General features: G+C 71.4%; 20 protein-coding genes. 7 read left to right on the forward strand and 13 right to left on the reverse strand.

Annotation, left to right across the window (positions count from 1 at the left end; genetic code table 11):
• The first annotated feature begins 84 nt into the window (after positions 1-84).
• From ASG87_RS15100 to ASG87_RS15120, 5 genes are all read left to right on the forward strand, one after another.
• Positions 85-2,367, forward strand: coding sequence for a nitric-oxide reductase large subunit (locus tag ASG87_RS15100; RefSeq protein WP_056006940.1), 2,283 nt, complete (start codon positions 85-87; stop codon positions 2,365-2,367).
• Between the two features lie 67 nt (positions 2,368-2,434).
• Positions 2,435-2,839 carry a SirB2 family protein gene (locus ASG87_RS15105; protein ID WP_056006943.1) on the forward strand — a complete coding sequence of 135 codons (405 nt, stop codon included), beginning with the start codon at positions 2,435-2,437 and terminating at the stop codon, positions 2,837-2,839.
• A 76-nt stretch (positions 2,840-2,915) separates the two neighbouring features.
• The gene (locus tag ASG87_RS15110) at positions 2,916-4,022 is read left to right on the forward strand and encodes a PLP-dependent cysteine synthase family protein (protein WP_056006946.1); all 1,107 of its coding nucleotides are present in this window, start codon (positions 2,916-2,918) and stop codon (positions 4,020-4,022) included.
• The gene (locus ASG87_RS15115) at positions 4,019-4,813 is read left to right on the forward strand and encodes a prephenate dehydrogenase/arogenate dehydrogenase family protein (RefSeq protein ID WP_056006948.1); all 795 of its coding nucleotides are present in this window, start codon (positions 4,019-4,021) and stop codon (positions 4,811-4,813) included. Before ASG87_RS15110 ends, ASG87_RS15115 begins: the two co-directional genes overlap by 4 nt.
• On the forward strand, positions 4,810-6,297 hold the full coding sequence (locus ASG87_RS15120) for a UbiD family decarboxylase (protein ID WP_056006951.1): 1,488 nt from the start codon (positions 4,810-4,812) through the stop codon (positions 6,295-6,297). Before ASG87_RS15115 ends, ASG87_RS15120 begins: the two co-directional genes overlap by 4 nt.
• Positions 6,298-6,441: 144 nt before the next feature.
• Here ASG87_RS15120 and ASG87_RS15125 read toward each other — a convergent pair whose 3' ends face one another.
• Positions 6,442-6,741: a hypothetical protein gene (locus tag ASG87_RS15125; RefSeq protein WP_056006954.1), complete on the reverse strand. Its 300-nt coding sequence runs from the start codon at positions 6,739-6,741 to the stop codon at positions 6,442-6,444.
• A gap of 18 nt (positions 6,742-6,759) precedes the next feature.
• Positions 6,760-7,260, reverse strand: coding sequence for a hypothetical protein (locus ASG87_RS15130; protein ID WP_056006956.1), 501 nt, complete (start codon positions 7,258-7,260; stop codon positions 6,760-6,762).
• Between the two features lie 141 nt (positions 7,261-7,401).
• On the opposite strand from ASG87_RS15130, the gene ASG87_RS15135 reads away from it, so the two are divergent.
• Both ASG87_RS15135 and ASG87_RS15140 read left to right on the forward strand, forming a co-directional pair.
• Positions 7,402-8,400 carry a peptidase U32 family protein gene (locus ASG87_RS15135; protein WP_056006961.1) on the forward strand — a complete coding sequence of 333 codons (999 nt, stop codon included), beginning with the start codon at positions 7,402-7,404 and terminating at the stop codon, positions 8,398-8,400.
• 12 nt (positions 8,401-8,412) lie between these two features.
• Positions 8,413-9,291 (forward strand): U32 family peptidase, encoded by an 879-nt coding sequence (locus ASG87_RS15140; protein ID WP_056007367.1) that lies wholly within the window; start codon positions 8,413-8,415, stop codon positions 9,289-9,291.
• 211 nt (positions 9,292-9,502) lie between these two features.
• On the opposite strand, the gene fabB is transcribed toward ASG87_RS15140, so the two are convergent.
• The 11 genes from fabB to ASG87_RS15195 all read right to left on the reverse strand — a co-directional run bounded on the left by fabB (position 9,503) and on the right by ASG87_RS15195 (position 19,855).
• Positions 9,503-10,711, reverse strand: a complete 1,209-nt coding sequence (fabB, locus tag ASG87_RS15145) for a beta-ketoacyl-ACP synthase I (RefSeq protein WP_056006963.1) — start codon at positions 10,709-10,711, stop codon at positions 9,503-9,505.
• Positions 10,711-11,226 carry a 3-hydroxyacyl-[acyl-carrier-protein] dehydratase FabA gene (fabA, locus tag ASG87_RS15150; RefSeq protein WP_056006967.1) on the reverse strand — a complete coding sequence of 172 codons (516 nt, stop codon included), beginning with the start codon at positions 11,224-11,226 and terminating at the stop codon, positions 10,711-10,713. Before fabA ends, fabB begins: the two co-directional genes overlap by 1 nt.
• Before the next feature lie 172 nt (positions 11,227-11,398).
• Positions 11,399-12,286 (reverse strand): chorismate mutase, encoded by an 888-nt coding sequence (locus ASG87_RS15155; RefSeq protein ID WP_056006970.1) that lies wholly within the window; start codon positions 12,284-12,286, stop codon positions 11,399-11,401.
• Positions 12,267-12,683 carry a putative zinc-binding protein gene (locus tag ASG87_RS15160; protein WP_056006973.1) on the reverse strand — a complete coding sequence of 139 codons (417 nt, stop codon included), beginning with the start codon at positions 12,681-12,683 and terminating at the stop codon, positions 12,267-12,269. The genes ASG87_RS15155 and ASG87_RS15160 overlap by 20 nt, the downstream gene beginning before the upstream one ends.
• A complete protein-coding gene (locus ASG87_RS15165) occupies positions 12,680-13,954 on the reverse strand; it encodes a hypothetical protein (protein ID WP_056006975.1) in 1,275 nt (424 codons plus the stop codon). The genes ASG87_RS15160 and ASG87_RS15165 overlap by 4 nt, the downstream gene beginning before the upstream one ends.
• Positions 13,935-14,201 carry a DUF2249 domain-containing protein gene (locus ASG87_RS15170; RefSeq protein ID WP_056006978.1) on the reverse strand — a complete coding sequence of 89 codons (267 nt, stop codon included), beginning with the start codon at positions 14,199-14,201 and terminating at the stop codon, positions 13,935-13,937. The genes ASG87_RS15165 and ASG87_RS15170 overlap by 20 nt, the downstream gene beginning before the upstream one ends.
• A 72-nt stretch (positions 14,202-14,273) precedes the next feature.
• The gene (locus ASG87_RS15175) at positions 14,274-15,515 is read right to left on the reverse strand and encodes an alginate export family protein (RefSeq protein WP_056006981.1); all 1,242 of its coding nucleotides are present in this window, start codon (positions 15,513-15,515) and stop codon (positions 14,274-14,276) included.
• 363 nt (positions 15,516-15,878) lie between these two features.
• Complete coding sequence (locus ASG87_RS15180; RefSeq protein WP_056006984.1) at positions 15,879-16,643, reverse strand: helix-turn-helix domain-containing protein; 765 nt, start codon at positions 16,641-16,643, stop codon at positions 15,879-15,881.
• 30 nt (positions 16,644-16,673) lie between these two features.
• Positions 16,674-18,071, reverse strand: a complete 1,398-nt coding sequence (hemN, locus tag ASG87_RS15185; RefSeq protein WP_056006987.1) for an oxygen-independent coproporphyrinogen III oxidase — start codon at positions 18,069-18,071, stop codon at positions 16,674-16,676.
• A gap of 310 nt (positions 18,072-18,381) precedes the next feature.
• Positions 18,382-19,440: a linear amide C-N hydrolase gene (locus ASG87_RS15190; protein ID WP_056006989.1), complete on the reverse strand. Its 1,059-nt coding sequence runs from the start codon at positions 19,438-19,440 to the stop codon at positions 18,382-18,384.
• Between the two features lie 49 nt (positions 19,441-19,489).
• Entirely contained in the window at positions 19,490-19,855 is a 366-nt protein-coding gene (locus ASG87_RS15195) for a hypothetical protein (protein WP_056006990.1), read from the reverse strand.

Genomic DNA, 19,855 nt, shown 5'->3' on the forward strand with positions numbered 1-19,855 from the left:
GCCAGCCGGCGCCGGCTTGATCTGCATCAGGGCCGGCGCGCCGGCGACGCCGGAGCATGCGCGCATCTTTGAGGAGATGCGCGCATGAGTACCGCCCGAAAACTTTGGCTTGGACTGGCCGCCCTGCTGCTGGCCTCGTTCGCCGTGCTGCTGTGGGTCGGCAAGGAGGTGCACCAGCAGGCGCCGCCGCTGCCGTCGGCCGTGGTCACCAGCGACGGCCATACGCTGTATACCCATGCCGACATGGAGCGCGGGCGCGAGGTCTGGCAGAGCATCGGCGGCCAGCAGCTTGGCTCGATCTGGGGCCATGGCGCGCTGGTCGCGCCGGACTGGAGCGCGGACTGGCTGCACCGCGAGGCCACCGCCATGCTCGAGCTGCTGGCCCGCGACGAAGGCGCCGCCTCGTTCGATGCGCTCGATGCGGAACGCAAGGCCGCGCTCGAGGCGCGCATCCTGCCGGAGCTTCGCCGCAACACCTACGACGCGGCCAGGGACGTGATCGTGGTGTCGCCGCTGCGCGCCCAGGCGATGGCGGCCGTGGCGGCGCACTACGAGAGCCTGTTCGGCAACGATCCGGCGACCGCCGGGCTGCGCAAGAGCTACGCCATGCGCGACAACACCATCGCCGAGATGGAACGCCGCCGCACGGTCACCGCCTTCTTCTGGTGGACCGCCTGGGCCGCCGCCGCCGAGCGTCCCGGGCGCACGATCAGCTATACGCAGAACTGGCCCTACGACCCCCTGGTGGGCAACAGGCCCACGCCGACCAGCTTCATGTGGTCGATCTTCAGCGTGCTGTTCATGATCTGCGGCATCGGCCTGCTGGCCTGGTACCACGCGGTGCAGGGCCACCGGGAGGCGCCGGCGGCGCCGCCGGCGCGCGATCCGCTGGCGGACCTTAAGCCGACGCCGTCGATGAAGGCCACCGCCAAGTATTTCTGGACGGTCCTGGCGCTGTTCCTGGTGCAGATCCTGCTCGGCGCCACCACCGCGCACTACCAGGTGGAGGGCCAGCAGGCCTACGGCATCGCCCTGGCCAACTACCTGCCCTACAGCCTCACCCGCACCTGGCACACCGAACTGGCGGTGCTGTGGATCGCCACCGCCTGGCTCGCCACCGGCCTCTACATGGCGCCGGCGATCTCCGGCCACGAGCCGAGGTTCCAGCGGCTCGGGGTGAACTTCCTGTGGGTCTGCCTGCTGGTCATCGTGGTGGGTTCGTTCGCCGGCCAGTGGTTCGCCGTGATGGACAAGATGGGCCTGAAGTACAACTTCTGGTTCGGCCACCAGGGCTGGGAATACACCGACCTCGGCCGCTTCTGGCAACTGTTCCTGTTCGTCGGCCTGATGCTCTGGCTGTTCCTGGTCGGCCGCGCGCTGTGGCCGGCGATCAGGCGGCGCGACGAAACCTCGCATATCGTGGGCCTGCTGTTCCTCTCCACCGTGGCGATCGGCCTGCTCTACGGCGCCGGCCTGATGTGGGGCGAGCACACCCACATCGCGATGGTCGAGTACTGGCGCTGGTGGGTGGTGCACCTGTGGGTGGAGGGCTTCTTCGAGGTCTTCGCGACGGCGGTCATCAGCTACCTGTTCGTCAAGCTCGGCCTGCTGCGGGTCAGGACCGCGACGACCAGCGTCCTGTTCGCGACCATCGTGTTCATGGCCGGCGGCGTGCTCGGGACCCTGCACCACCTCTACTTCACCGGCACCCCGACGGCGGTGATCGCCCTGGGCGCGAGCTTCTCGGTGCTGGAGGTGGTCCCCCTCGCGCTGATCGGGCTGGAGGCTTACGACACCTGGCGCAAGCAGCACGCGGCGCCGTGGATGGCGCGCTATCGCTGGCCGATCATGTTCTTCGTGGCGGTGAGCTTCTGGAACCTGGTCGGCGCCGGCATGTTCGGCTTCCTGGTCAACACGCCGATCGCGCTGTATTACATGCAGGGGCTCAACCTCACCCCGCTGCACGGCCATACCGCGCTGTTCGGCGTCTACGGCATGCTCGGACTCGGCCTGATGCTGTTCTGCCTGCGCGGCATCAAGCCGGATGCCGAATGGCGCGAGGGCTGGCTGCGCGGCGCGTTCTGGACGCTCAACATCGGCCTTTCGCTGATGGGCCTGCTGACCCTGCTGCCGCTCGGCCTGCTGCAACTGCAGGCGGCGCTCGAGCACGGCTACTGGTTCGCCCGTTCGGCCGACTTCATGGACCGCCCGCTGATCCACATGCTGGTGTGGATGCGCGTGCCGGGCGACAGCCTGTTCGCTGTCGGCGCACTGCTGATCGCCCTGTTCGTCGCCTCGCTCTGGCTCGCGCGCAAGCCCCGGCCGGCCCGCCTGCCGCTGCCGCAGGCGGAAGGCGAGAGCGCGTAGCGCCCGTAAGGCACGACCCCGGGCGCGCGCCGGCCGGCGCGCGCCCTTCCCACCGGCGGATGCCCGCATGCTCGAGTTCTATCCACAGATCAAATGGGTGCACGTGGCCTGCGTGCTGGCCAGCGGCGGCCTGTTCGCGCTGCGCGGCCTGCTGTTGCAACTGGGCCGCGCCGGCGCCGCGCACTGGGCGCCGCTGCGCTATCTCGGCTACGCGATCGACACGACGCTGCTCACCGCGGCGCTGATGCTGCTCACCATCCTGCCCGGCGCGATGTTCGCCAACGGCTGGCTCGCCGCCAAGCTGGTCCTGGTCGCGGGCTACGTCGCGCTCGGCATGCTCGCGCTGAGGCGCGCGCGCACCGCGCGTGCGCGCCTTGCCCTCTACCTCGCCGCGCTGCTCGCCTACGTCGGCATCCTGGGCATCGCGCGCATGCACCACCCGCTGGGCTGGCTGCACGGATGGCTGTCATGAGCCCTGTACGGCCGACGCCCGCCGGACCGCGCGCCGCGCTTCCCCCGGCCGGTCCCACCCAACCCGACGGAGCCCCATGGACAGCATCGTGCGACTGGTCAACCTGAAAAGCGAAGCCGAGCGCCGCTGGGTGCACAACGCCCTGGCCACGCTCGCGCAGGAAGCGGCGCGATCGGCCGACACCCACCTGCTCAAGCTGAACTTCCCCGGCTTCCACGGCATCGACTTCTACTTCAAGGACGAGGCCGCGCATCCCAGCGGCAGCCTCAAGCACCGCCTCGCCCGCTCGCTGTTCCTGTACGCGCTGTGCAACGGCCGCCTGCGCGACGGCCAGGCCGTGGTCGACGCATCCTCCGGCAGCACCGCGATCTCGGAGGCGTGGTTCGCGCGCCTGCTCGGCCTGCCGTTCACCGCGGTGATGCCCGCCTGCACCGCGCCGGGCAAGATCCGCGACGTGCAGGCGCTGGGCGGTACCTGCGACCTGGTCGACTCGCCCGCCGAAGTGCATGCCCGCGCCGCCGGGCACGCCGCGCGGGGCGCCTGCCACCTGGACCAGTTCGGCCTCGCCGAGCGCGCCACCGACTGGCGCGGCAACAACAACATCGCCGAGTCGATCATCGGCCAGTTGGCGATGGAAGCGGAACCCGAGCCGGCCTGGATCGTCTGCGGCGCCGGCACCGGCGGCACCTCGGCCACGATCGGCCGCTACCTGCGCTACCGCCGGCTGTACACGCGGCTGTGCGTGGCCGAGCCGGCCGGCAGCGCCTACGTGCACGGCTGGCGCACGCGCGATGCGCAGGCCGTCGCCAGCAGGCCCACCGTGATCGAAGGCATCGGCCGGCCGAGGGTGGAACCGGGCTTCATCTTCGACGTGGTCGACCGCGTGGCCGAGGTGCCGGACGCCGCCTCGATCGCCGCGGCCTGGCTGCTGGAGTCGCTGCTCGGCCATCGCTACGGCGGCTCGTCCGGCACCAACCTGGTCGCCTGCCTGCAACTGGCCGCCGCGATGCGCGAACGCGGCGAGCGCGGCAGCATCGTCAGCCTGCTGTGCGACCGCGGCGAACGCTATGCGCAGACGCTGTTCGACCGCGACTGGCTCGCCGCGCGCGGGATCGACCTCGCACCGTGGGATGCCGCGCTGCGCGCCAGCCTGGACAGCGGCCGGCCGCCGCTGGCCGCATGAAGACCGCCGGACCGCACGGCTCCGGCACCTTCGCCATGCTCGGCTACGGCCGCTTCGGCGCGGCCTTCGCCGACCTGCTGGGGCGGGCAGGCCATCGCGTCCATGCCTGGGATCCGCACGCCGAGGTTCCCGCCGCGCTGGCCGCCGGCTCGATGCAGGCCGCGGTCGGCGCGGCCCGATGGATCGTGCTGGCGATGCCGGTGACGCAGGTGCGCGGCGCCGTGCTGGCGCTGCGCCCGCTGCTGCACGGCGGCCATGTCGTGCTGGACGTGGGCAGCGTCAAGGTCCATCCCTGCGCGGCGATGGACGAACTGCTCGGCGCGGCGATCCCGCACGTCGGCTCGCACCCCTTGTTCGGCCCGCTCAGCCTGGCCCGCGGGGAGCATCCGCGACAGGCGGTGATCTGCCCGGCCGCGGCTCATCCGCAGGCCGCGGCGGACGCCGCCGCACTGTTCCGCGGGCTCGGCTGCGAAGTGGTGGTGCAGAATCCGGAAAGCCACGACCGCGCCATGGCGACGACCCACGCGCTGGCGTTCTTCGTCGCCAAGGGGCTGGTCGGGATCGGCGTGGACGACGGCCTGGCGGTGGCGCCGCCTTCGTTCCGGGGCATGCGACACATGCTGGCGGCGGTGCGCGGCGACGCGGGCCACCTGTTCGCCGCGATCCAGCGCGAGAATCCGTTCGCCGCCCAGGCGCGTGCGCAACTGCTGGCGGAACTCGAACGGGTACACCGCCGGTTGCTGGCCGACGCGGACGGCGACGGCCTGGCCATCCCCGGGCCGCCTGCATGAGCTTCCACGACCTGCGCGGGTTCCTCGCGCGCCTCGAGCGCGAGCGGCAATTGCAGCGCGTGGCGGCGCCGGTCGATCCGTACCTGGAATCCACCGCGCTGTGCCTGCGCGCGCTGCGGGCGGGCGGGCCGGCCCTGCTGATGGAGCATCCGAAGGGCGCGGCGCAGGCGCTGCTGGGCAATCTGTTCGGCCATCGCCGGCGCATCGAGCTGGTCCTGGCCGGGCGTCCGCTGGCTTCGCTGCGCGAACTCGGCCGGCTGCTCGCGGCGATCAGGGAGCCGCGCTGGCCATCCGGCCTGCGCCAGGCCCTGGCGACCTGGCCGGAACTGGCCCAGCTCGCCCACGTCGCGCCCCGGCGCGTGCGCGAGGCGGCCTTCGAGCACGAGACGCTGCGCGGCGGCGACGTCGATCTCGCGCGCCTGCCGGTCCAGCACTGCTGGCCCGGCGATGCCGGCCGGCTGATCACGTTCGGCCTGGTGGTGACGCGCGGCCCGGGCAAGCCGCGACAGAACGTGGCGATCTACCGCCAGCAGGTGCTCGGACCCGACCGGGCGATCATGCGCTGGCTGCCGCACCGCGGCGGCGCGCTCGACTATGCCGACTGGTGCGCGGCGCATCCGCAGCAGCCCTTCCCCGTGCTGGTGGCGCTCGGGGCCGACCCGGCGACGATGCTGGCGGCGGTGGCGCCGGTGCCCGATAGCGTGTCCGAGCACGAGTTCGCCGGCCTGCTGCGCGGCCAGCGCAGCCGCCTGTGGCACAGCGAACTCACCGGACTCGACGCGCCGGCCGGCGCGGAGATCCTGCTGGAGGGCTTCATCCGCCCCGGCGACACCGCGCTGGAAGGCCCGTTCGGCGACCACACCGGCTACTACAACGCGCAGGACCGCTTCCCGGTGCTCACCGTCGAACGCATGCGCCTGCGTCGCGGGGCGATCTACCACGGCAGCTACATGGGCCGCGCGCCGCACGACGAGCCTTCGGTGCTCGCGCTGGCCCTGAACGACGTCTTCGTGCCGATCCTGCAGAAGGTGTTTCCGGAGATCGTGGATTTCTTCCTGCCGCCGGAGGCGTGCTCCTACCGCATCGCCGTGGTCAGCATCCGCAAGCAGTACGCCGGGCACGCGCGGCGCGTGATGATGGGCGTGTGGTCGTACCTGCGCCAGTTCACCTACACCAAGTTCGTGATCGTCACCGACGACGACATCGACGTGCGCGACTGGTCGCAGGTGATCTGGGCCGTGGCGACCCGGGTCGACCCGGCGCGCGACACGATGCTGGTGGAGAACACGCCCATCGACTACCTCGACTTCGCCAGCCCGGTCGCGGGCGTGGGCTCCAAGCTCGGCCTCGACGCCACCGGCAAGTGGCCGGCCGAGACCGCGCGCGCGTGGAGCCGCCCGATCGTGCCCGATGCCGCCGTGGAGCGGCGCGTCGATGCGCTGTGGACGGCGCTGCGGTCCGTGCGCGAGCCCACCCTGCCCTGACCGGCGCCGGCGATTCGGGCCACGGCCGCGCGGGTCACCGCGGCGCCGGGAAAACCGCCGCGCTGCGCACGGAAATCGACGGCTGCCGCCCACGGCGCGCCGTACCCGCCACGATGGCGGGCGATGGGGAGACGCGAAGCCGTTTCACGGCGCGGGCGGCAGCGCACTCTCCAGCACCGCCAGCGCCTCGCGCAGCTCGACCTGCAGGGCGAGCCACGAACGTTCCCACTGGCCCTCGCGGGGCCGGGCCAGCCCGAAGCGCTGCAGCATGGCGTGCGCCTTGCCCAGTTGCGCGCGCAACGCCTCGCCTTCGGCCAGCGCGCGCTCGTGCTCGTCCTTGCCGACCACCAGGATCTTCTTGTCGCGGCATACGCCGATGCACGGCTGCGGCGCCTCGATCTTGCCGCAGCCGATGCATTGCCAGGCCTGGATGTAGTCGGTCATGCGCGCCCTTCCCTGGCCTCAGTGCGCGTGATGCGGGGCCGGGGCCGGGGCGGCTTCGGCGGGCCAGCCCGGGTCGTCGAAATAGCGTGGATAGGCGGCCACGGCCTGGCGCATCGCGGCTACCTGGGCCACGTCCTGCGGATCGGCCTTGAGCTTGTGCGCGGCGGCGAGCAGCGGCACCAGCATGCCGTGCAGGGCCGCGTCGGCCTGCGCGGCGAGCTTGCACCTGGCGAAGATGTCGGCGGCGGCTGCCTCGATCAGCGCGACGCGGTCCAGCGCCATGGCATCGCTCATGTGGCCCATCTCGTGGTGGCGCAGTTCGTCCAGCGCGACGCGGATGCGGCCCATGCCGTCGCGCAAGGGCGCATCGGTGGCCCAGCGCTGCGCCGGCATCGGCGCCTGGGCGCCGGTGGAGGCTGCGTGCGCCGCGTGATCGTGCCGTGGCGAAGCCTGTACCGCCGCGGCGAAGGCGATGGCGCCGGCTGCCGCCACGGCGAATCTGGCGAGAAGCGTGGTCATGCGAACGACTCCTGCATGCGACGGACGCGTCGCGGATGCAGTCATCGTAGTCGGCGCCCCGGGCACGGGATCTGATCCACGTCAACGATGCCCGCGCCGGCCGGGTCCACGATATCCGCCGGTCCATCGAGCGAGAAGCCCATGCAACTGGTCTGTCCCGCCGGCAACCTGCCGGCGCTGCAAGCGGCGATCGACGCCGGCGCGGATGCGGTCTACGCGGGCTTCCGCGACCAGACCAACGCGCGCGCCTTTCCCGGCCTCAACTTCGGCGACGACGAACTGCGCCGCGGCATCGCCTATGCGCACGCACGCGGGCGCAAGGTCTACCTGGCGCTGAACACCTACCCCGACAGCGCGCGCCTGAAGCAGTGGCACGAGGCGGTGGACAAGGCCGCCGGCTTCGGCTGCGACGCGATCATCGCCGCCGAGATGGCGGTGCTCGACTACGCCGCGCGCACGCACCCGTCGATGCACCGGCACCTCTCGGTGCAGGGCTCGGTCACCACCGCGCCGGCCCTGCGCTACGCGCACGAGCGCTTCGGCATCGGCCGCGCGGTGCTGCCGCGGGTGCTGTCGATCCAGCAGGTGGAACGATTGTGCGAAGCCTCGCCGGTGCCGCTGGAGGTCTTCGCCTTCGGCAGCCTGTGCATCATGGTCGAGGGGCGCTGCCAGCTCTCCAGCTACGTCACGGGTGCCTCGCCCAACCGCCATGGCGTGTGTTCGCCGGCCAGCTTCGTGCGCTGGGAGGAGCACGGCGACGGCCGCCGCAGCGTGCGCCTCAACGACGTGCTGATGGACAGGTTCGAGCCGGCCGAACCGGCCGGCTACCCGACCGTGTGCAAGGGCCGCTTCGTGGTGGGCGGCGAGACTTTCCACGCGCTGGAGGAACCGACCAGCCTCAACACGCTGGAGCTGCTGCCGCGGCTGGCGCGCGCCGGCGTCGCCGCACTGAAGATCGAGGGCCGCCAGCGCGGCGTGGCGTACGTCGCCTCGGTCACCCGGACCTGGCGCGACGCGCTGGACCGCTACCGCGCGTCGCCGGCGCACTGGAGCCCGCGGCCGGGCTGGCAGCAGGCGCTGTCGAAGCATGCCGAGGGTCGCCAGACCACGCTCGGCCCCTACCACCGCTCCTGGCACTGACCGATGGACACGATGAAACTGAGCCTGGGCCCGCTGCAGTATTTCTGGCCGCGCGAACGCACGCTGGCGTTCTACCGCGAAGCCGCCGGCTGGCCGCTGGACATCGTCTACCTGGGAGAGACGGTGTGCAGCAAGCGGCGCGAGCTGTCCACGCGCGACTGGATCGCGCTGGCGGCGGAGCTGGCCGAGAGCGGCAAGCAGGCCGTGCTCTCGTCGCTGGCCCTGATCGAGGCCGAGTCGGAACTGGGCGTACTGCTGCGGCTGGTCGGGGAAGGCCGCTGCTGGATCGAGGCGAACGACCTCTCCGCGGTGCAGATGTGCCGCACCCATCGTGTGCCGTTCGTGGCCGGCCCTTCGCTCAACGTCTACAACCATCGCGCGCTGGCGATGCTGGTCGAGGACGGCCTGCGCCGCTGGGTACCCGGCGTGGAACAGGGCCGGGCCCTGCTGCGCGACCTGCGCGACGCGATGCTGGCCGGGGGCGGATCGATGCCGGAGCTGGAAGTGATCGCTTTCGGCCGGTTGCCGCTGGCATGGTCGGCGCGCTGTTTCACCGCCCGCGCGCTGGACCTGGCCAAGGACCAGTGCGGCTTCCGCTGCATCGACTACCCGGACGGCCTGCCGCTGGCCACGCGCGAGGGGCGGCCGTTCCTGCGCATCAACGGCATCCAGATCCAGGGCGAGGAAGTCACCGACCTCGGCCCCGAAATGCCGGCGCTGCGCGAGCTGGGCGTGGACGTGCTGCGCCTGTACCCGCAGGCCGAAGGCATGGCCGAGGCAGTGGCCCATTTCAACCTCGCCCGCCGCTCGCCCCAGCCGCCGCCGCGCGTCGCCGCGCGCAACGGCTACTGGCACGGCGAGCCGGGCATGCGGCCGGTCGAGGCGATGTAGCCATCCCCGCCGCCGCGGCGCCTCCGAAGCGGCGGATGCGCCGCACGGCCCGGCGTCCTTCGCGGCGATGGCCGCGGCGTGGGCGCCGGCTTTGGCTCTCGCCTCGTGCCATGCCCGCGTGCGAATGCGGACACGGCCATGGAAGGACGGGCGGCCAGGGCCGTCGGCGGGTAGTCGCGGCGGCTCCGTGGCCGCCGCGGCCCGCGCAGGCTCAGACCCTGGCGAACACCAGGGTGCCGTTGGTGCCGCCGAAGCCGAAGCTGTTCGACATCACCGTGGACAGTTTCGCGGGCCGGCTTTCGCGCAGGATCGGCAAGCCCTCCGCCCGCGGATCGAGCGACTCGATGTTGGCCGAGCCGGACACGAAGCCGCCGTTGAGCATCAACAGGCTGTAGATCGCCTCGTGCACGCCGGCCGCGCCCAGCGAATGCCCGGTCAGCGCCTTGGTCGAGGACAGCGGCGGCACGGCGGAACCGAACACGTCGCGGACCGCCGCCAGCTCGACGAGGTCGCCGAGCGGCGTGGCGGTGCCGTGGGTGTTGAGGTAGTCCACCGGCGCCTTAACCCCGGCCAGCGCCATCCGCATGCAGCGCGCCGCCCCCTCGCCCGACGGCGCCACCATGTCGGCGCCGTCCGAGGCGACGCCATAGCCGACCAGCTCGGCATGCACGTGCGCGCCGCGCGCCTTGGCGTGTTCGTACGCCTCCAGCACCAGCATGCCGCCGCCGGCGCCGATCACGAAGCCGTCGCGGCCGGCGTCGTAGGGGCGCGAGGCGGCGTGCGGCGTGTCGTTGTAGTGGCTGGACAGCGCGCCCATGGCGTCGAACTGCGCGGTCATGCCCCAGTGCAGTTCCTCGCCGCCGCCGGCGAACATCACGTCCTGCGCGCCGTGCCGGATCAGGTCGGCGGCCGCGCCGATGCAGTGCGCCGAAGTGGCGCAGGCGGCCGCGATCGAATAGCTGAGGCCGAGGATGCCGAAGGCTGTGGCCAGCGTGGCCGACACGGTCGAGCACATCGTGCGCGGCACCATGTACGGGCCGATCCTGCGCACCCCTTTCCCGCGCAGCAGGTCGCCGGTCTCCACCTGCCACTGCGCGGACCCGCCGCCGGAACCGGCGATCACCCCGCAGCGCGGGTGGCGCACCTGCTCGGGCGTGAGCCCGGCATCGGCGATCGCCAAGCGCATCGCCACGTAGGCGTAGGCGGCGGCATCGCCCATGAAGCGCTTGAGCCTTCGCTCGATCGCTCCGTCCAGGTCGATCTGCGGCGCGGCAGCGACCTGGCTGCGCAGGCCTAGCGCGGCGTACTCGGGGATCGCGCGGATGCCGCTGCGCAGCTCGCGCAGCGCGCGTGTCACGGTGTCGGCCACGTTGCCCAGGCACGACACGATGCCCATGCCGGTCACCACCACCCGGCGCATCAGAAGCCCTCCGTGGACTGGAAAAGGCCCACGCGCATGTCGCTGGCCGTATAGATCGGGCGGTCGTCGACGCAGGTCCTGCCGTCGGCGATCACCATCGCCAGCCTGCCGCGCACCACGCGGCGGATGTCGATCGCGTAGCTCACCCGCTTCGCGCTGCGCAGCACCTGGCCGGTGAACTTCACCTGGCCCACGCCCAGCGCGCGGCCTCGTCCCGGTTCCCCCAGCCACGGCAGGAAGAACCCGCTCAGCTGCCACATCGCATCCAGCCCCAGGCAGCCGGGCATCACCGGATCGCCGGCGAAGTGGCAGTCGAAGAACCAGAGCGAGGGATGGATGTCCAGCTCGGCGCGGACCTCGCCCTTGCCGTAGGCGCCGCCATGGTCGGCGATGTGGGTGATGCGGTCGAACATGAGCATCGGCGGCGACGGCAGGCGCGCGTTGCCGTCGCCGAACAGCTCGCCGCGGCCGCAGGCAAGCAGCTGGTTGTAGTCGAACGAGGAAGGGAGACTCATGGATGCTTCATTCAGTGGGTGTGCCGGCGAGTCTGCGTGGACGTCCGGTCGGCCGCCTTGATGCGAATCAAGCGGCCCGGCGCATGCGGCTCCTGGTCGCAGCCTGTCCGTAGACGGCGCCGGCGATGGCCGTGCGAACGGCGCGGCAGCCGGGCCCGGCCGGTGCCGCAGTTCAGACGTCGCCGCGGTATGCGGCACGCGCGGCGCGGGCAAGGCGCGCACCGCGGTTCAGCGCGATGCGCAGGCCCAGCGGCACCGCCTCCCATGGCAGGCGTTCGAGCAGGTTGCGCGCGGTGAGGCCGAGTTCGGTATCGCCGGTGAGCACCAGGGCACGCTGGAAGAACAGCGTATCGGCATCCTCCAGCCGGCCGGCCAGCAGCAACAGGTCGGTCGCGCTGCCGCGCACGCTGGCTTCCGGCGCCTCGTCGACCGCGACCAGGCGTCCGCCGCGCAGTTCCAGCACCCAGCGCAAGCGCAGGTCGCTCACCTCGACGGCGAGCCGGCGCCCGCGCATGAAGTCCAGCGAGCCGTCGCGCAGCGGCGCCGCCAGCACCCGCGCCATCGCCGCCTCGAGGAGACGGCGTTGCCAGCGCCCGGGCAAGGCGTGCAACAGGGGCGCCAGCCGTCGTGGCGGCGGCAAGAGGCGCAACAGTCGAGGCGCGGCGGAGGCGGGATTGGGCAGCATGGCGGGAGCGATCATCGCGATGGTGCGCGTCGGCGTGCCCTGATCCCGGTCAAGTCCCGGGTCGGCCGCGGCGCCTTCCGCCGGAGCCGCCGGCAGGCCCTGCTGGCGGCAGGCATCGCCGATCACCAGGTCGAGGAGCCGTTGTGCCGAGGTTCCCGGCACGCCGAGCCGCACCGCCAGTCGCTGCGCCCGGATGCGCACCCTGCGCTCGCGTTCGGGATCGCGCGGCGGTATGCCGGCATGCGGCTTGAGCGCGGCCGCCGCGTGCACCAGCGGACGCCGCGCGGCAAGCAGCACGATCAGGCCGTCGTCGATGCGGTCGATCGCATCGCGCGTGCGAGCGAGCGCGAAACGCTCAAGCCGCGGCGGACGCATCGGCGCGCTCCCCGTCCGTGCGCACCGCATCCGGCTTCAAGGCGTGCGCCGCGGGCAATGCCGCGGCCAGGTAGACCCGCCGCGCCAGGACCGGGTCGAAGTCGGCATGCCGGCGCTTCTTTACCCCATGCCCGGAAAGCACCAGATGGGTGTCGGCCACCACGCCCACGTTGGCGAGGCAGGCCGCGACGCACTTCAGCGCACAGCCGTCCAGCGCAAGGATGCGCCGGCCGCTCCGCGCGCTGCGCACCAGGCTGGCGACGCCGCCACCGACGCCGGCGATGCACGACATCTCGGCGATGCCTGCGCGGTCCAGCTTCAACGCGAGATGGTTGGCCATCTGCGCCGCGCTGGAACAGCCGGAGCAGGCATAGACCAGCGGCAACTTGGCATTCATCGGAAACTCTCCAGGTTCGACAGGAAGCGGTGCGAACGCCGGCGAACACCGCGCAGGGCCCGCCACAGCAGCCACCAGGCAAGCAGTTGTCCCGCGCCGGCCGCCCGCGCCAGCCATGCGGCCGGCCCGCCCCGGCCGGACAGCATCACCGCGGCGAACAGCAGTGCCGCGGCAAGCCATTGCGCATGCAGCACGCGCCACTTGTCGCGCTCCGGCAGCAGGCGCTGCACGCCGGGCAGTTGCACGCCGCGGCCGACGCGGCGATGCAGCTCGATCCAGCCGAGGAAGGCGACGATCTCCAGGGCCATGCCATTGACCAGCCACGGCAACGCCACCAGCAGGGCCAGCGCGGCGGCCCGCAAGGCGCTGCCGGGATCGAACAGCCAGGCCAGCGCGGCGGCCAGCAGTGCGAGCAGGCCGCCGCGCCAGCTCCACCACAACGGTCCCCGGCGCGGCCGCGGCGCGCGCCATTGCAGCCACAGCGAGGCCGCCGCGAACGTGCCCGCCAGCGCCGCAGGCGCCATCCGCAGCACCGCGGCCTCGCCGCGCCACAGGTGCAGCCATGCCCCGCCGAGAAGGGCAGCCACCGCGCCCGCCAGCCACGATGCCTGGAGCTTCGCCGGCGGCGCGGCGGTGCCCTGGAACATCGGCATGACCACCGGCGCCACGCTCGCCAGCAGCAGGACGATCCAGCCGAGCAGGCCCCAGCCCGCATGCACGTCGGCCAGCGTCGGCAACGCGACCGGCCAGGCCAGCACGCCGCCCAGCGCGAGCACGAGGCCACCGCCGAGCAGCGCAGCCAGCAGCGCGAATCCCAGCGCCGCGGCGAGGCCGGCGCGCAGCAGGCGCTGCATGCCGGCTTCCCACACGCCCGGCAAGGTCATCGCCGCCAGCAGCACGAAGGCCGCAGGCAGCAGCACACCGGCCGTCACGAGGCCGCCGCGCCATCCCGCATGCAGTCCCGCCACCAGGAAGGCGCTGCCGAGATTGAGCAGCCCGTGCAGCACACCGCCCCAACGCAGCCCGCGCAGGCGCACGCCGGCCGCCGCCGGCAGGAACTGCAGCACGCTGCCGAACATGGCGTTGCCGAGCACGCCGAGCGTGAACACGTGGACCAGCGCCAGCGTGCCCGGCTGCCAGCGCGACTGCAGCAGGCGGTCGGCGTCGACGGCCAGCAGCACGCCGGCGAGCATGCCCCATGGCGGCGCGCTGAGCAGGAAGCGGCGCGGCAGCGCGACCGCCGGCGCGCGGTCAATCGCGAGCCGGGACATCGTCGTGGGGACGGCGGATCAGCACGCGCGCGCCGCCGCCCGGCAGCACGAAGGCGCGCGCATGCAGGCCGCGCTCGCGCAGCGCCTCGAACAGCGGCAGCGGCAGCCTCGGCGTGAGCACCTGGACCGCCTGCCCCGGCGCCAGCGCATCGGCTGCCGCCAGGGCCCGTTCCAGCGGCTCGGGCGACGGCAGCCAGCGCAGGTCCAGTTCGGCCGGCATGGAAGTGGAAGGAAGGAACGACGACATGACGGCTATCTCACCGCGCACGCCGCGCCGGCGCGCTGACCTGGATCAACGCCGGGGCAGCGTGCTGCGCGCTCATCGCGCGCCCATCGCCTGCGCGCCATGCCATTCCAGTTGCAGCCACAGCTTGGTACTGTCGCGGCCGTAGCCGTCGGCGCGGTAGTCGGCCACTTTCAGCAGGGCGCCGAGCCCCTTCGCCAGGGGATAGCCCAGCGACGCATTCCACTCGCTGCCGTAGCGTCCGCCGCGGTCGGCGCGATAGTCGTGCCAGGCCAGCATCCAGGCCAGCCTGCCCGCCACGCCGGTCTGCCCGAAGCGGCCGTTGACGCTGGCGTAGCGATCTTCCAGGCCGCCGGCAGGCGTCACGTTGAACTGGTCGTCCCAGCCATTGAACGCGTGCAGGGTCGCCAGCGGCGTCTGCAACGCGTGGCGACCGTTGCCGCCCAGGTGCTCCCAGCCCAGCTTCGCGGTGATGCCGTGCTGCGTCCACGCCGGTTCCAGGAACCAGTAGCTGTGCGAGAAGTGCTGCGGGTTGTTGGCATAGTCGTCCTGCCGCGCCACCTCCGCGGTCCAGCCGAAGCCCTGCCCTGCCGCCGGCTGGCCGGTCCAGCGCACGCCGTACGTGCCCGTGGAGGCGCTGGCGACGTCGCGGTCCTCGTGCAGGTAGGCGTAGCCGGTCCATTGCTGCTCTCCGTGCGTCCAGGCGGCATGGAACAGGTGGGTGTCGAGCCGGCGCTCGCGCATGAGCGGATTCAGCGCATCGCGGCCGGCCACCCGATGCACGCGGTCGAGCCAGCTATAGCCCAGTGCCCAGCCTGCCGCCGGTCGCCACTGCAGGGTCACGGCGTCGAAGGTCTGCTCGTGCTGGCGCCAGCCGCTGTTGCCGATCCAGCGCTGGTTGTCCAGGAGCAGGCGTTGGCGGCCCACCACGGCACCGAACTCCTCTCCCTGCCAGGCCAGCCAGGCCTGGTTGAGCTCGCCGCCGCGCGGATCGGTGATGCCCGGGTAACCGGTACGGCCATTGGCACCGCTGTTGTAGCGATCTCCCGCGCTGGCCACGCCCGCGCCTTCCAGCAGGCCGCTCCAGCCATGGCCGAACTGCGCGCGCAGGCCCAGCCGCAGGCGCAACGTATCGGCGCGCGCATCGCGCCGGAAGGCGTCGTCGTCGACCTGCTCGTGGCGCAGTCGCGCATCCCATTCCAGTTGCAGCGGCGCATCGGCGGAACCGGCGGGCGCGGTGCCGGCGCGGGTCGTGCCGGCACCCGCCAGCGCGGCCAGCAAGCAGGCGACCAGCAGGCTCGTGCGTGTCGTATTCATGGCGTAGCTCCTTGGGGGTCTGGGCGCAGTCTCCGCAGCACGCGCGCGATACGGACTGACGCCGGTCAAATCCGTCCCGGTAAACGACCCGCGTGACAACACGCCACACCCTCTGCGGTTACCGATCCGCCGGTCCCCGAAAAAGGGAGGGTCGCTTTACGAAAGAAAGGAGCCCGGATGAAAGACATCCGGCCGCACGCCCGTGGATGCACCGGGCGTCGCGACGCAGCCGCGGAAGCGGTCGCCAGCCGCCGGCGACTGGATCAAGGACGAGGAGCGGGAAGAAGTGCCGGAACGGCAGGCATCTATGCCGCCGCACCGGCGCGCGGCAGCGACCGGCCAGTCAACCGTGCACCCAGCGCATCAGGAAGCGAGCAGGCCCTGGCCGATCCCGCGCAACCCGGCCGGATCGCGCAGCAGCAGCTCGCGTCCCTCGATCTGGATCAGCCCCTGGCTGCGGAAGCGCCCCAGCACGCGGCTGACCGTCTCGGCGGCCAGGCGCAGGTAGTTGGCGATGTCGCCGCGCGACATGCTCAGGCGGAAGCGCGTGCCGGAAAAACCGCGGGCCGCGTAGCGCTCGCCCAGGTCGGTGAGGAAAGCGGCCATGCGCTCGTCCGCGCTGTGGTCGCCGGCCAGCAGGCTGGCGGTGCCCAGCTCCTTGCTGATCAGCCGGAAAAGCTGCTGCTGCACCGCCGGCATGCGCGCCGCCAGGGCGCTCATCGCCGGAAACGAGAAGCGGCAGAAGTGCGAGGTTTCCAGCGCCACCGCATCGCATGGAAACTGGTCCGGATAGATCGCGTTCAATCCGATCACCTCGCCGGGCAGGTAGAAGCCGAGCACCTGTTCGTGGCCGTCACGGTCGATCAGGCTGGTCTTCACCGTGCCGGCGCGCACCGCGTAGATCGCGCGGAACGGGTCGCCGTTGCGGAAGATGAACTCGCCGCCGTGGTAGGGCCCCACGTGCTCGACCAGGCAATGCAGCGCCGCCAGTTCCGGCTTGCCGTAGCCCACCGCTATGCATGCCCCGGCGAACGCGCAGGTGCGGCAGAAATGGACTTCGTCGCCGTCGTCGGCAATCGGACTGGGTGGCTCGGGTAACCGGCCAAAGGGCGGTTGGCTGGGACGCATCGTGAAAACGCCTGTGGTGACCGCGCCGGATCAGATCGTGCGCGAGTAGCGCGGGGTCGACTGATCGCCAAGGTAGGCATCGAAGCACATGGCGATGACGCGCACCAGTAGCCGGCCGCGCGCGGTCACGCGGATCGTGCGCTCGTCGATGCCGACCAGCCCGTCCGCGGCCAGCGGCCGCAGGCGCGCCAGCTCGGGGGCGAAGTACTGCGCGAAGATCAGCCGGTGCCGGGCGCCGAACCGCTGCATGTCCAGCTCGCCATGGCACATCAGCTCGCCGATCAGCGCGCGGCGGATCAGGTCGTCCTCGTCCAGTTGCAGGCCGCGCGCGATCGGCAGCCGGCCGGCGTCCAGCGCGGCGTAGTAGCCGGTGAGGTCGCGCGCGTTCTGGCCGTAGCTGTCGCCGATGCGGCCGATGGCGCTTACGCCGAGCCCGACGATGTCGCACTCGCCGTGGGTGGAATAGCCCTGGAAATTGCGTTGCAGCGTGCCTGCGCGCTGCGCGCGCACCAGTTCGTCGTCGGCGCGGGCGAAATGGTCCATGCCGACGTAGACGTACCCTGCCGCGCCAAGCCGCTCCAGCGCACGGCCGAACAGCGCCAGCCGCGTGGCCGGGTCGGGCAGCTCGGCGGCGTCGATCTGCCGCTGCGCCTTGAACAGTTCCGGCAGGTGCGCGTAGCCGTATACCGCCACCCGGTCGGGCGCCAGCCCCACGACCTCCTCCAGCGTGCGCTCGAAGCCCGCCAGGGTCTGCCGCGGCAAGCCGTAGATCAGGTCCACGCTCGCCGAGACGAAGCCCGAGGCGCGCCCTGCCTCCAGCACCTCGCGCGTCTGCGCCACGCTCTGGATCCGGTTGACCGCCTGCTGCACCGCCGGATCGAAATCCTGGATGCCCACCGACAGCCGGTTGAAGCCGAGCTCGCCCAGGCCGCGCACATAGTCGCCGTCGGCGAACCGCGGATCGAGCTCGATGCCGTATTCGCGGTCGCGCGCACCGCTGAAGCTGAAATGCCGGGCCAGGGACTCCATCAGTTCGTGCATGCGCGGCAGGTCGAGGAAGTTCGGCGTGCCGCCGCCGAAATGCAGTTGCCGCACCGGACGGTCGCGGTCGAACAGGGGCGCCATCAGCTCGATCTCGCGGTACAACCGCTCCAGGTAGCGGTCGGCCTTGCCGATGTCGCGCGTGATGATCCGGTTGCAGCCGCAGTAGAAACACGGGCTCAGGCAGAACGGCACGTGCACGTAGAGCGACAGCGGACGCGGGATCGGTTCTTCGTTGGAGGCGCGGATCGCCTCGCGCAGGGCCATCTCGTCGAAGTCGCGGCGGAACTGCGGCGCCGGGGGATAGCTGGTATAGCGCGGCCCGGCGGTGTCATAGCGGGCGACCAGTGCCGGATCGAACTCGGGGGCGGTGATGATGTGGTTCATGATGGCAGTCTGCGAAACCCCGGCCGCCCATGCCTTGACCCGGGTCAAGCGCCCGCAGGCGGGGCGAGGACATATCGCCGCAGCCGCCCACGCGGCGGTCGCTTCGGCAGGAGCATCGCGGCGGCGAAATCGCCCGCCCGGCCGGTGCGACAGCCGACCGGACGACCGGACGACCCGCCAGGCTTGCGGCACGCCCGCGCCGGCCCCGGTGGAACGGAGTCGAAAGCATTCGGTGCCGTTGCGAACGGCGGCCATCGCGAACCAGGCGACGCAAGGACGCCCCGGATCTGCGATCAGATCCCCAGCGCGATCAGATCCCCAGGAAGGCGAAAGGCTTTGAAGGCCTGAAGTCGGCGCTGGTCTCGCCGCTGAAGGTGTTGCGCTGGTCCTTGCCCAGGTCGAGCTTCATGACCCTGCCCGTCCCGGCCGAGAAATCGAGCTTGTGGAGATCGACCCAGAACGTGTTGGGCGTGAGCGCCGACTCGAAGAAGTACAGCATGCGCTTGTGGTCGACAACGGTTCTCCAGCGGGTCGAGGAAATGTTCGGCTGCCCGGGCGTGGTGATGCCGAAAGGCACGGAGACGTTGCGGATCACGCTGAACACGCTCGCCAGCGCGACGGCGGGATCCTCGCTCTTGGGAATCGCGTTCACGTAGAACGACGCCCGCGCGAACCGGTCGGCCGAGCGGTTGGTTCCGGGCAGCATCACGGTGCCGCCGATCTGTTTCCAGTACTCGTTGAGCGCGAGTTGCTCCGCGAACACCGGCGAGTTCGTCATGACCTGGTACTGGCGGCCGTGGTGGATCACCTGCCTGCCGTCGATGTACTCGACGATCGCGCTGTCGCCGCTCGCGTCCGACATCGAAAGATGCAGCGTGGCCAGGCGGCTTTCTCCGGGAACGTTGTCCGTGACCACGATGAACGGGTCTTTCTCGAGCGCCGCCACGGCTTCGTCCACCGTTGCGAAGTTGTCCAGGACGTATTGCGCCCACAACGACAGCGAAAGTGCGGGCTTGTCCTTGCTGTAGGTGGGATATTGGCTTTCCACGAGCCACAGGAGCTGGGCCGACAGCCCCTTCTCGTTCAACCCGTCGGTCGTCGAGATGTCGTATCCCGAGGCAATGACGCTTCCGTATTTCGACGTCCATTCCACCGAGTTCGGCCCGGCTTTCCCTTCGCGCCGCATGCCGCGGGGAAACGCCCAGAGATTCGTTCCGACATCCAGCTTCCAGTCCATGGACCGGGCGGTTATCACGTCTCCGTCCGCACCCAGGTACACCAGGCGGGTACACGCGAAGGACGGCGCGGTGGTCGACGATGCCACTGCAAGAGCGGCGCCTAGGAGCCAGCGTCCGATGGGATGTCGCATGTTCAACCTCCTGGGGTGGATGAAACGGACGAGCGAGGCTCGCCGGCGATCAGGCCGGTGGCGGCGGGGAGCGTTCCGGCCGATTTCGCCGCGGCCACTTCGCCCGCGCCTCGTAGAGAAACGACAGGGCGACCAGGGCGGTGCCGAGCGCTCCCAGAAGCTGGAACCAGGGATTCTCGAAAACCCTGTCGGCAAAGTCCTCTTCCTGCAATTGCAGCCGCAGGAGCCGGATCTCCCGGGCAATCGAATCGACCCCGCGGCCGTCCCCGGATGCTTCGGCCACGGCATTCACCTGGGCCTTCGCCTGCGCCATCCTCGTCCTCGCCTCGGCATTGGCGCGATGCTCCATCAGGCCGACGGTCAGGCTGGTGAGCAGGATCAGCAGGAACCCGAGTCCCCTGAGCAGGGGCGGCAC

It is taken from the genome of Frateuria sp. Soil773, from assembly GCF_001428405.1.
Taxonomy (GTDB): Bacteria; Pseudomonadota; Gammaproteobacteria; order Xanthomonadales; family Rhodanobacteraceae; genus LMSL01.

What these genes read in the sequence shown, in the direction of transcription:
- ASG87_RS15165 (WP_056006975.1), bottom strand. Translation starts at nt 13,954, where the DNA reads ATGTCCCGGCTCGCGATTGACCGCGCGCCGGCGGTCGCGCTGCCGCGC.
- ASG87_RS15175 (WP_056006981.1), bottom strand. Translation starts at nt 15,515, where the DNA reads ATGAATACGACACGCACGAGCCTGCTGGTCGCCTGCTTGCTGGCCGCG.
- ASG87_RS15170 (WP_056006978.1), bottom strand. Translation starts at nt 14,201, where the DNA reads ATGTCGTCGTTCCTTCCTTCCACTTCCATGCCGGCCGAACTGGACCTG.
- ASG87_RS15130 (WP_056006956.1), bottom strand. Translation starts at nt 7,260, where the DNA reads ATGACCACGCTTCTCGCCAGATTCGCCGTGGCGGCAGCCGGCGCCATC.
- ASG87_RS15140 (WP_056007367.1), top strand. Translation starts at nt 8,413, where the DNA reads ATGAAACTGAGCCTGGGCCCGCTGCAGTATTTCTGGCCGCGCGAACGC.
- ASG87_RS15160 (WP_056006973.1), bottom strand. Translation starts at nt 12,683, where the DNA reads ATGAATGCCAAGTTGCCGCTGGTCTATGCCTGCTCCGGCTGTTCCAGC.
- ASG87_RS15120 (WP_056006951.1), top strand. Translation starts at nt 4,810, where the DNA reads ATGAGCTTCCACGACCTGCGCGGGTTCCTCGCGCGCCTCGAGCGCGAG.
- ASG87_RS15135 (WP_056006961.1), top strand. Translation starts at nt 7,402, where the DNA reads ATGCAACTGGTCTGTCCCGCCGGCAACCTGCCGGCGCTGCAAGCGGCG.
- hemN (WP_056006987.1), bottom strand. Translation starts at nt 18,071, where the DNA reads ATGAACCACATCATCACCGCCCCCGAGTTCGATCCGGCACTGGTCGCC.
- fabA (WP_056006967.1), bottom strand. Translation starts at nt 11,226, where the DNA reads ATGAGTCTCCCTTCCTCGTTCGACTACAACCAGCTGCTTGCCTGCGGC.
- ASG87_RS15125 (WP_056006954.1), bottom strand. Translation starts at nt 6,741, where the DNA reads ATGACCGACTACATCCAGGCCTGGCAATGCATCGGCTGCGGCAAGATC.
- ASG87_RS15155 (WP_056006970.1), bottom strand. Translation starts at nt 12,286, where the DNA reads ATGCGTCCGCCGCGGCTTGAGCGTTTCGCGCTCGCTCGCACGCGCGAT.
- ASG87_RS15115 (WP_056006948.1), top strand. Translation starts at nt 4,019, where the DNA reads ATGAAGACCGCCGGACCGCACGGCTCCGGCACCTTCGCCATGCTCGGC.
- ASG87_RS15110 (WP_056006946.1), top strand. Translation starts at nt 2,916, where the DNA reads ATGGACAGCATCGTGCGACTGGTCAACCTGAAAAGCGAAGCCGAGCGC.
- fabB (WP_056006963.1), bottom strand. Translation starts at nt 10,711, where the DNA reads ATGCGCCGGGTGGTGGTGACCGGCATGGGCATCGTGTCGTGCCTGGGC.
- ASG87_RS15190 (WP_056006989.1), bottom strand. Translation starts at nt 19,440, where the DNA reads ATGCGACATCCCATCGGACGCTGGCTCCTAGGCGCCGCTCTTGCAGTG.
- ASG87_RS15100 (WP_056006940.1), top strand. Translation starts at nt 85, where the DNA reads ATGAGTACCGCCCGAAAACTTTGGCTTGGACTGGCCGCCCTGCTGCTG.
- ASG87_RS15180 (WP_056006984.1), bottom strand. Translation starts at nt 16,643, where the DNA reads ATGCGTCCCAGCCAACCGCCCTTTGGCCGGTTACCCGAGCCACCCAGT.
- ASG87_RS15105 (WP_056006943.1), top strand. Translation starts at nt 2,435, where the DNA reads ATGCTCGAGTTCTATCCACAGATCAAATGGGTGCACGTGGCCTGCGTG.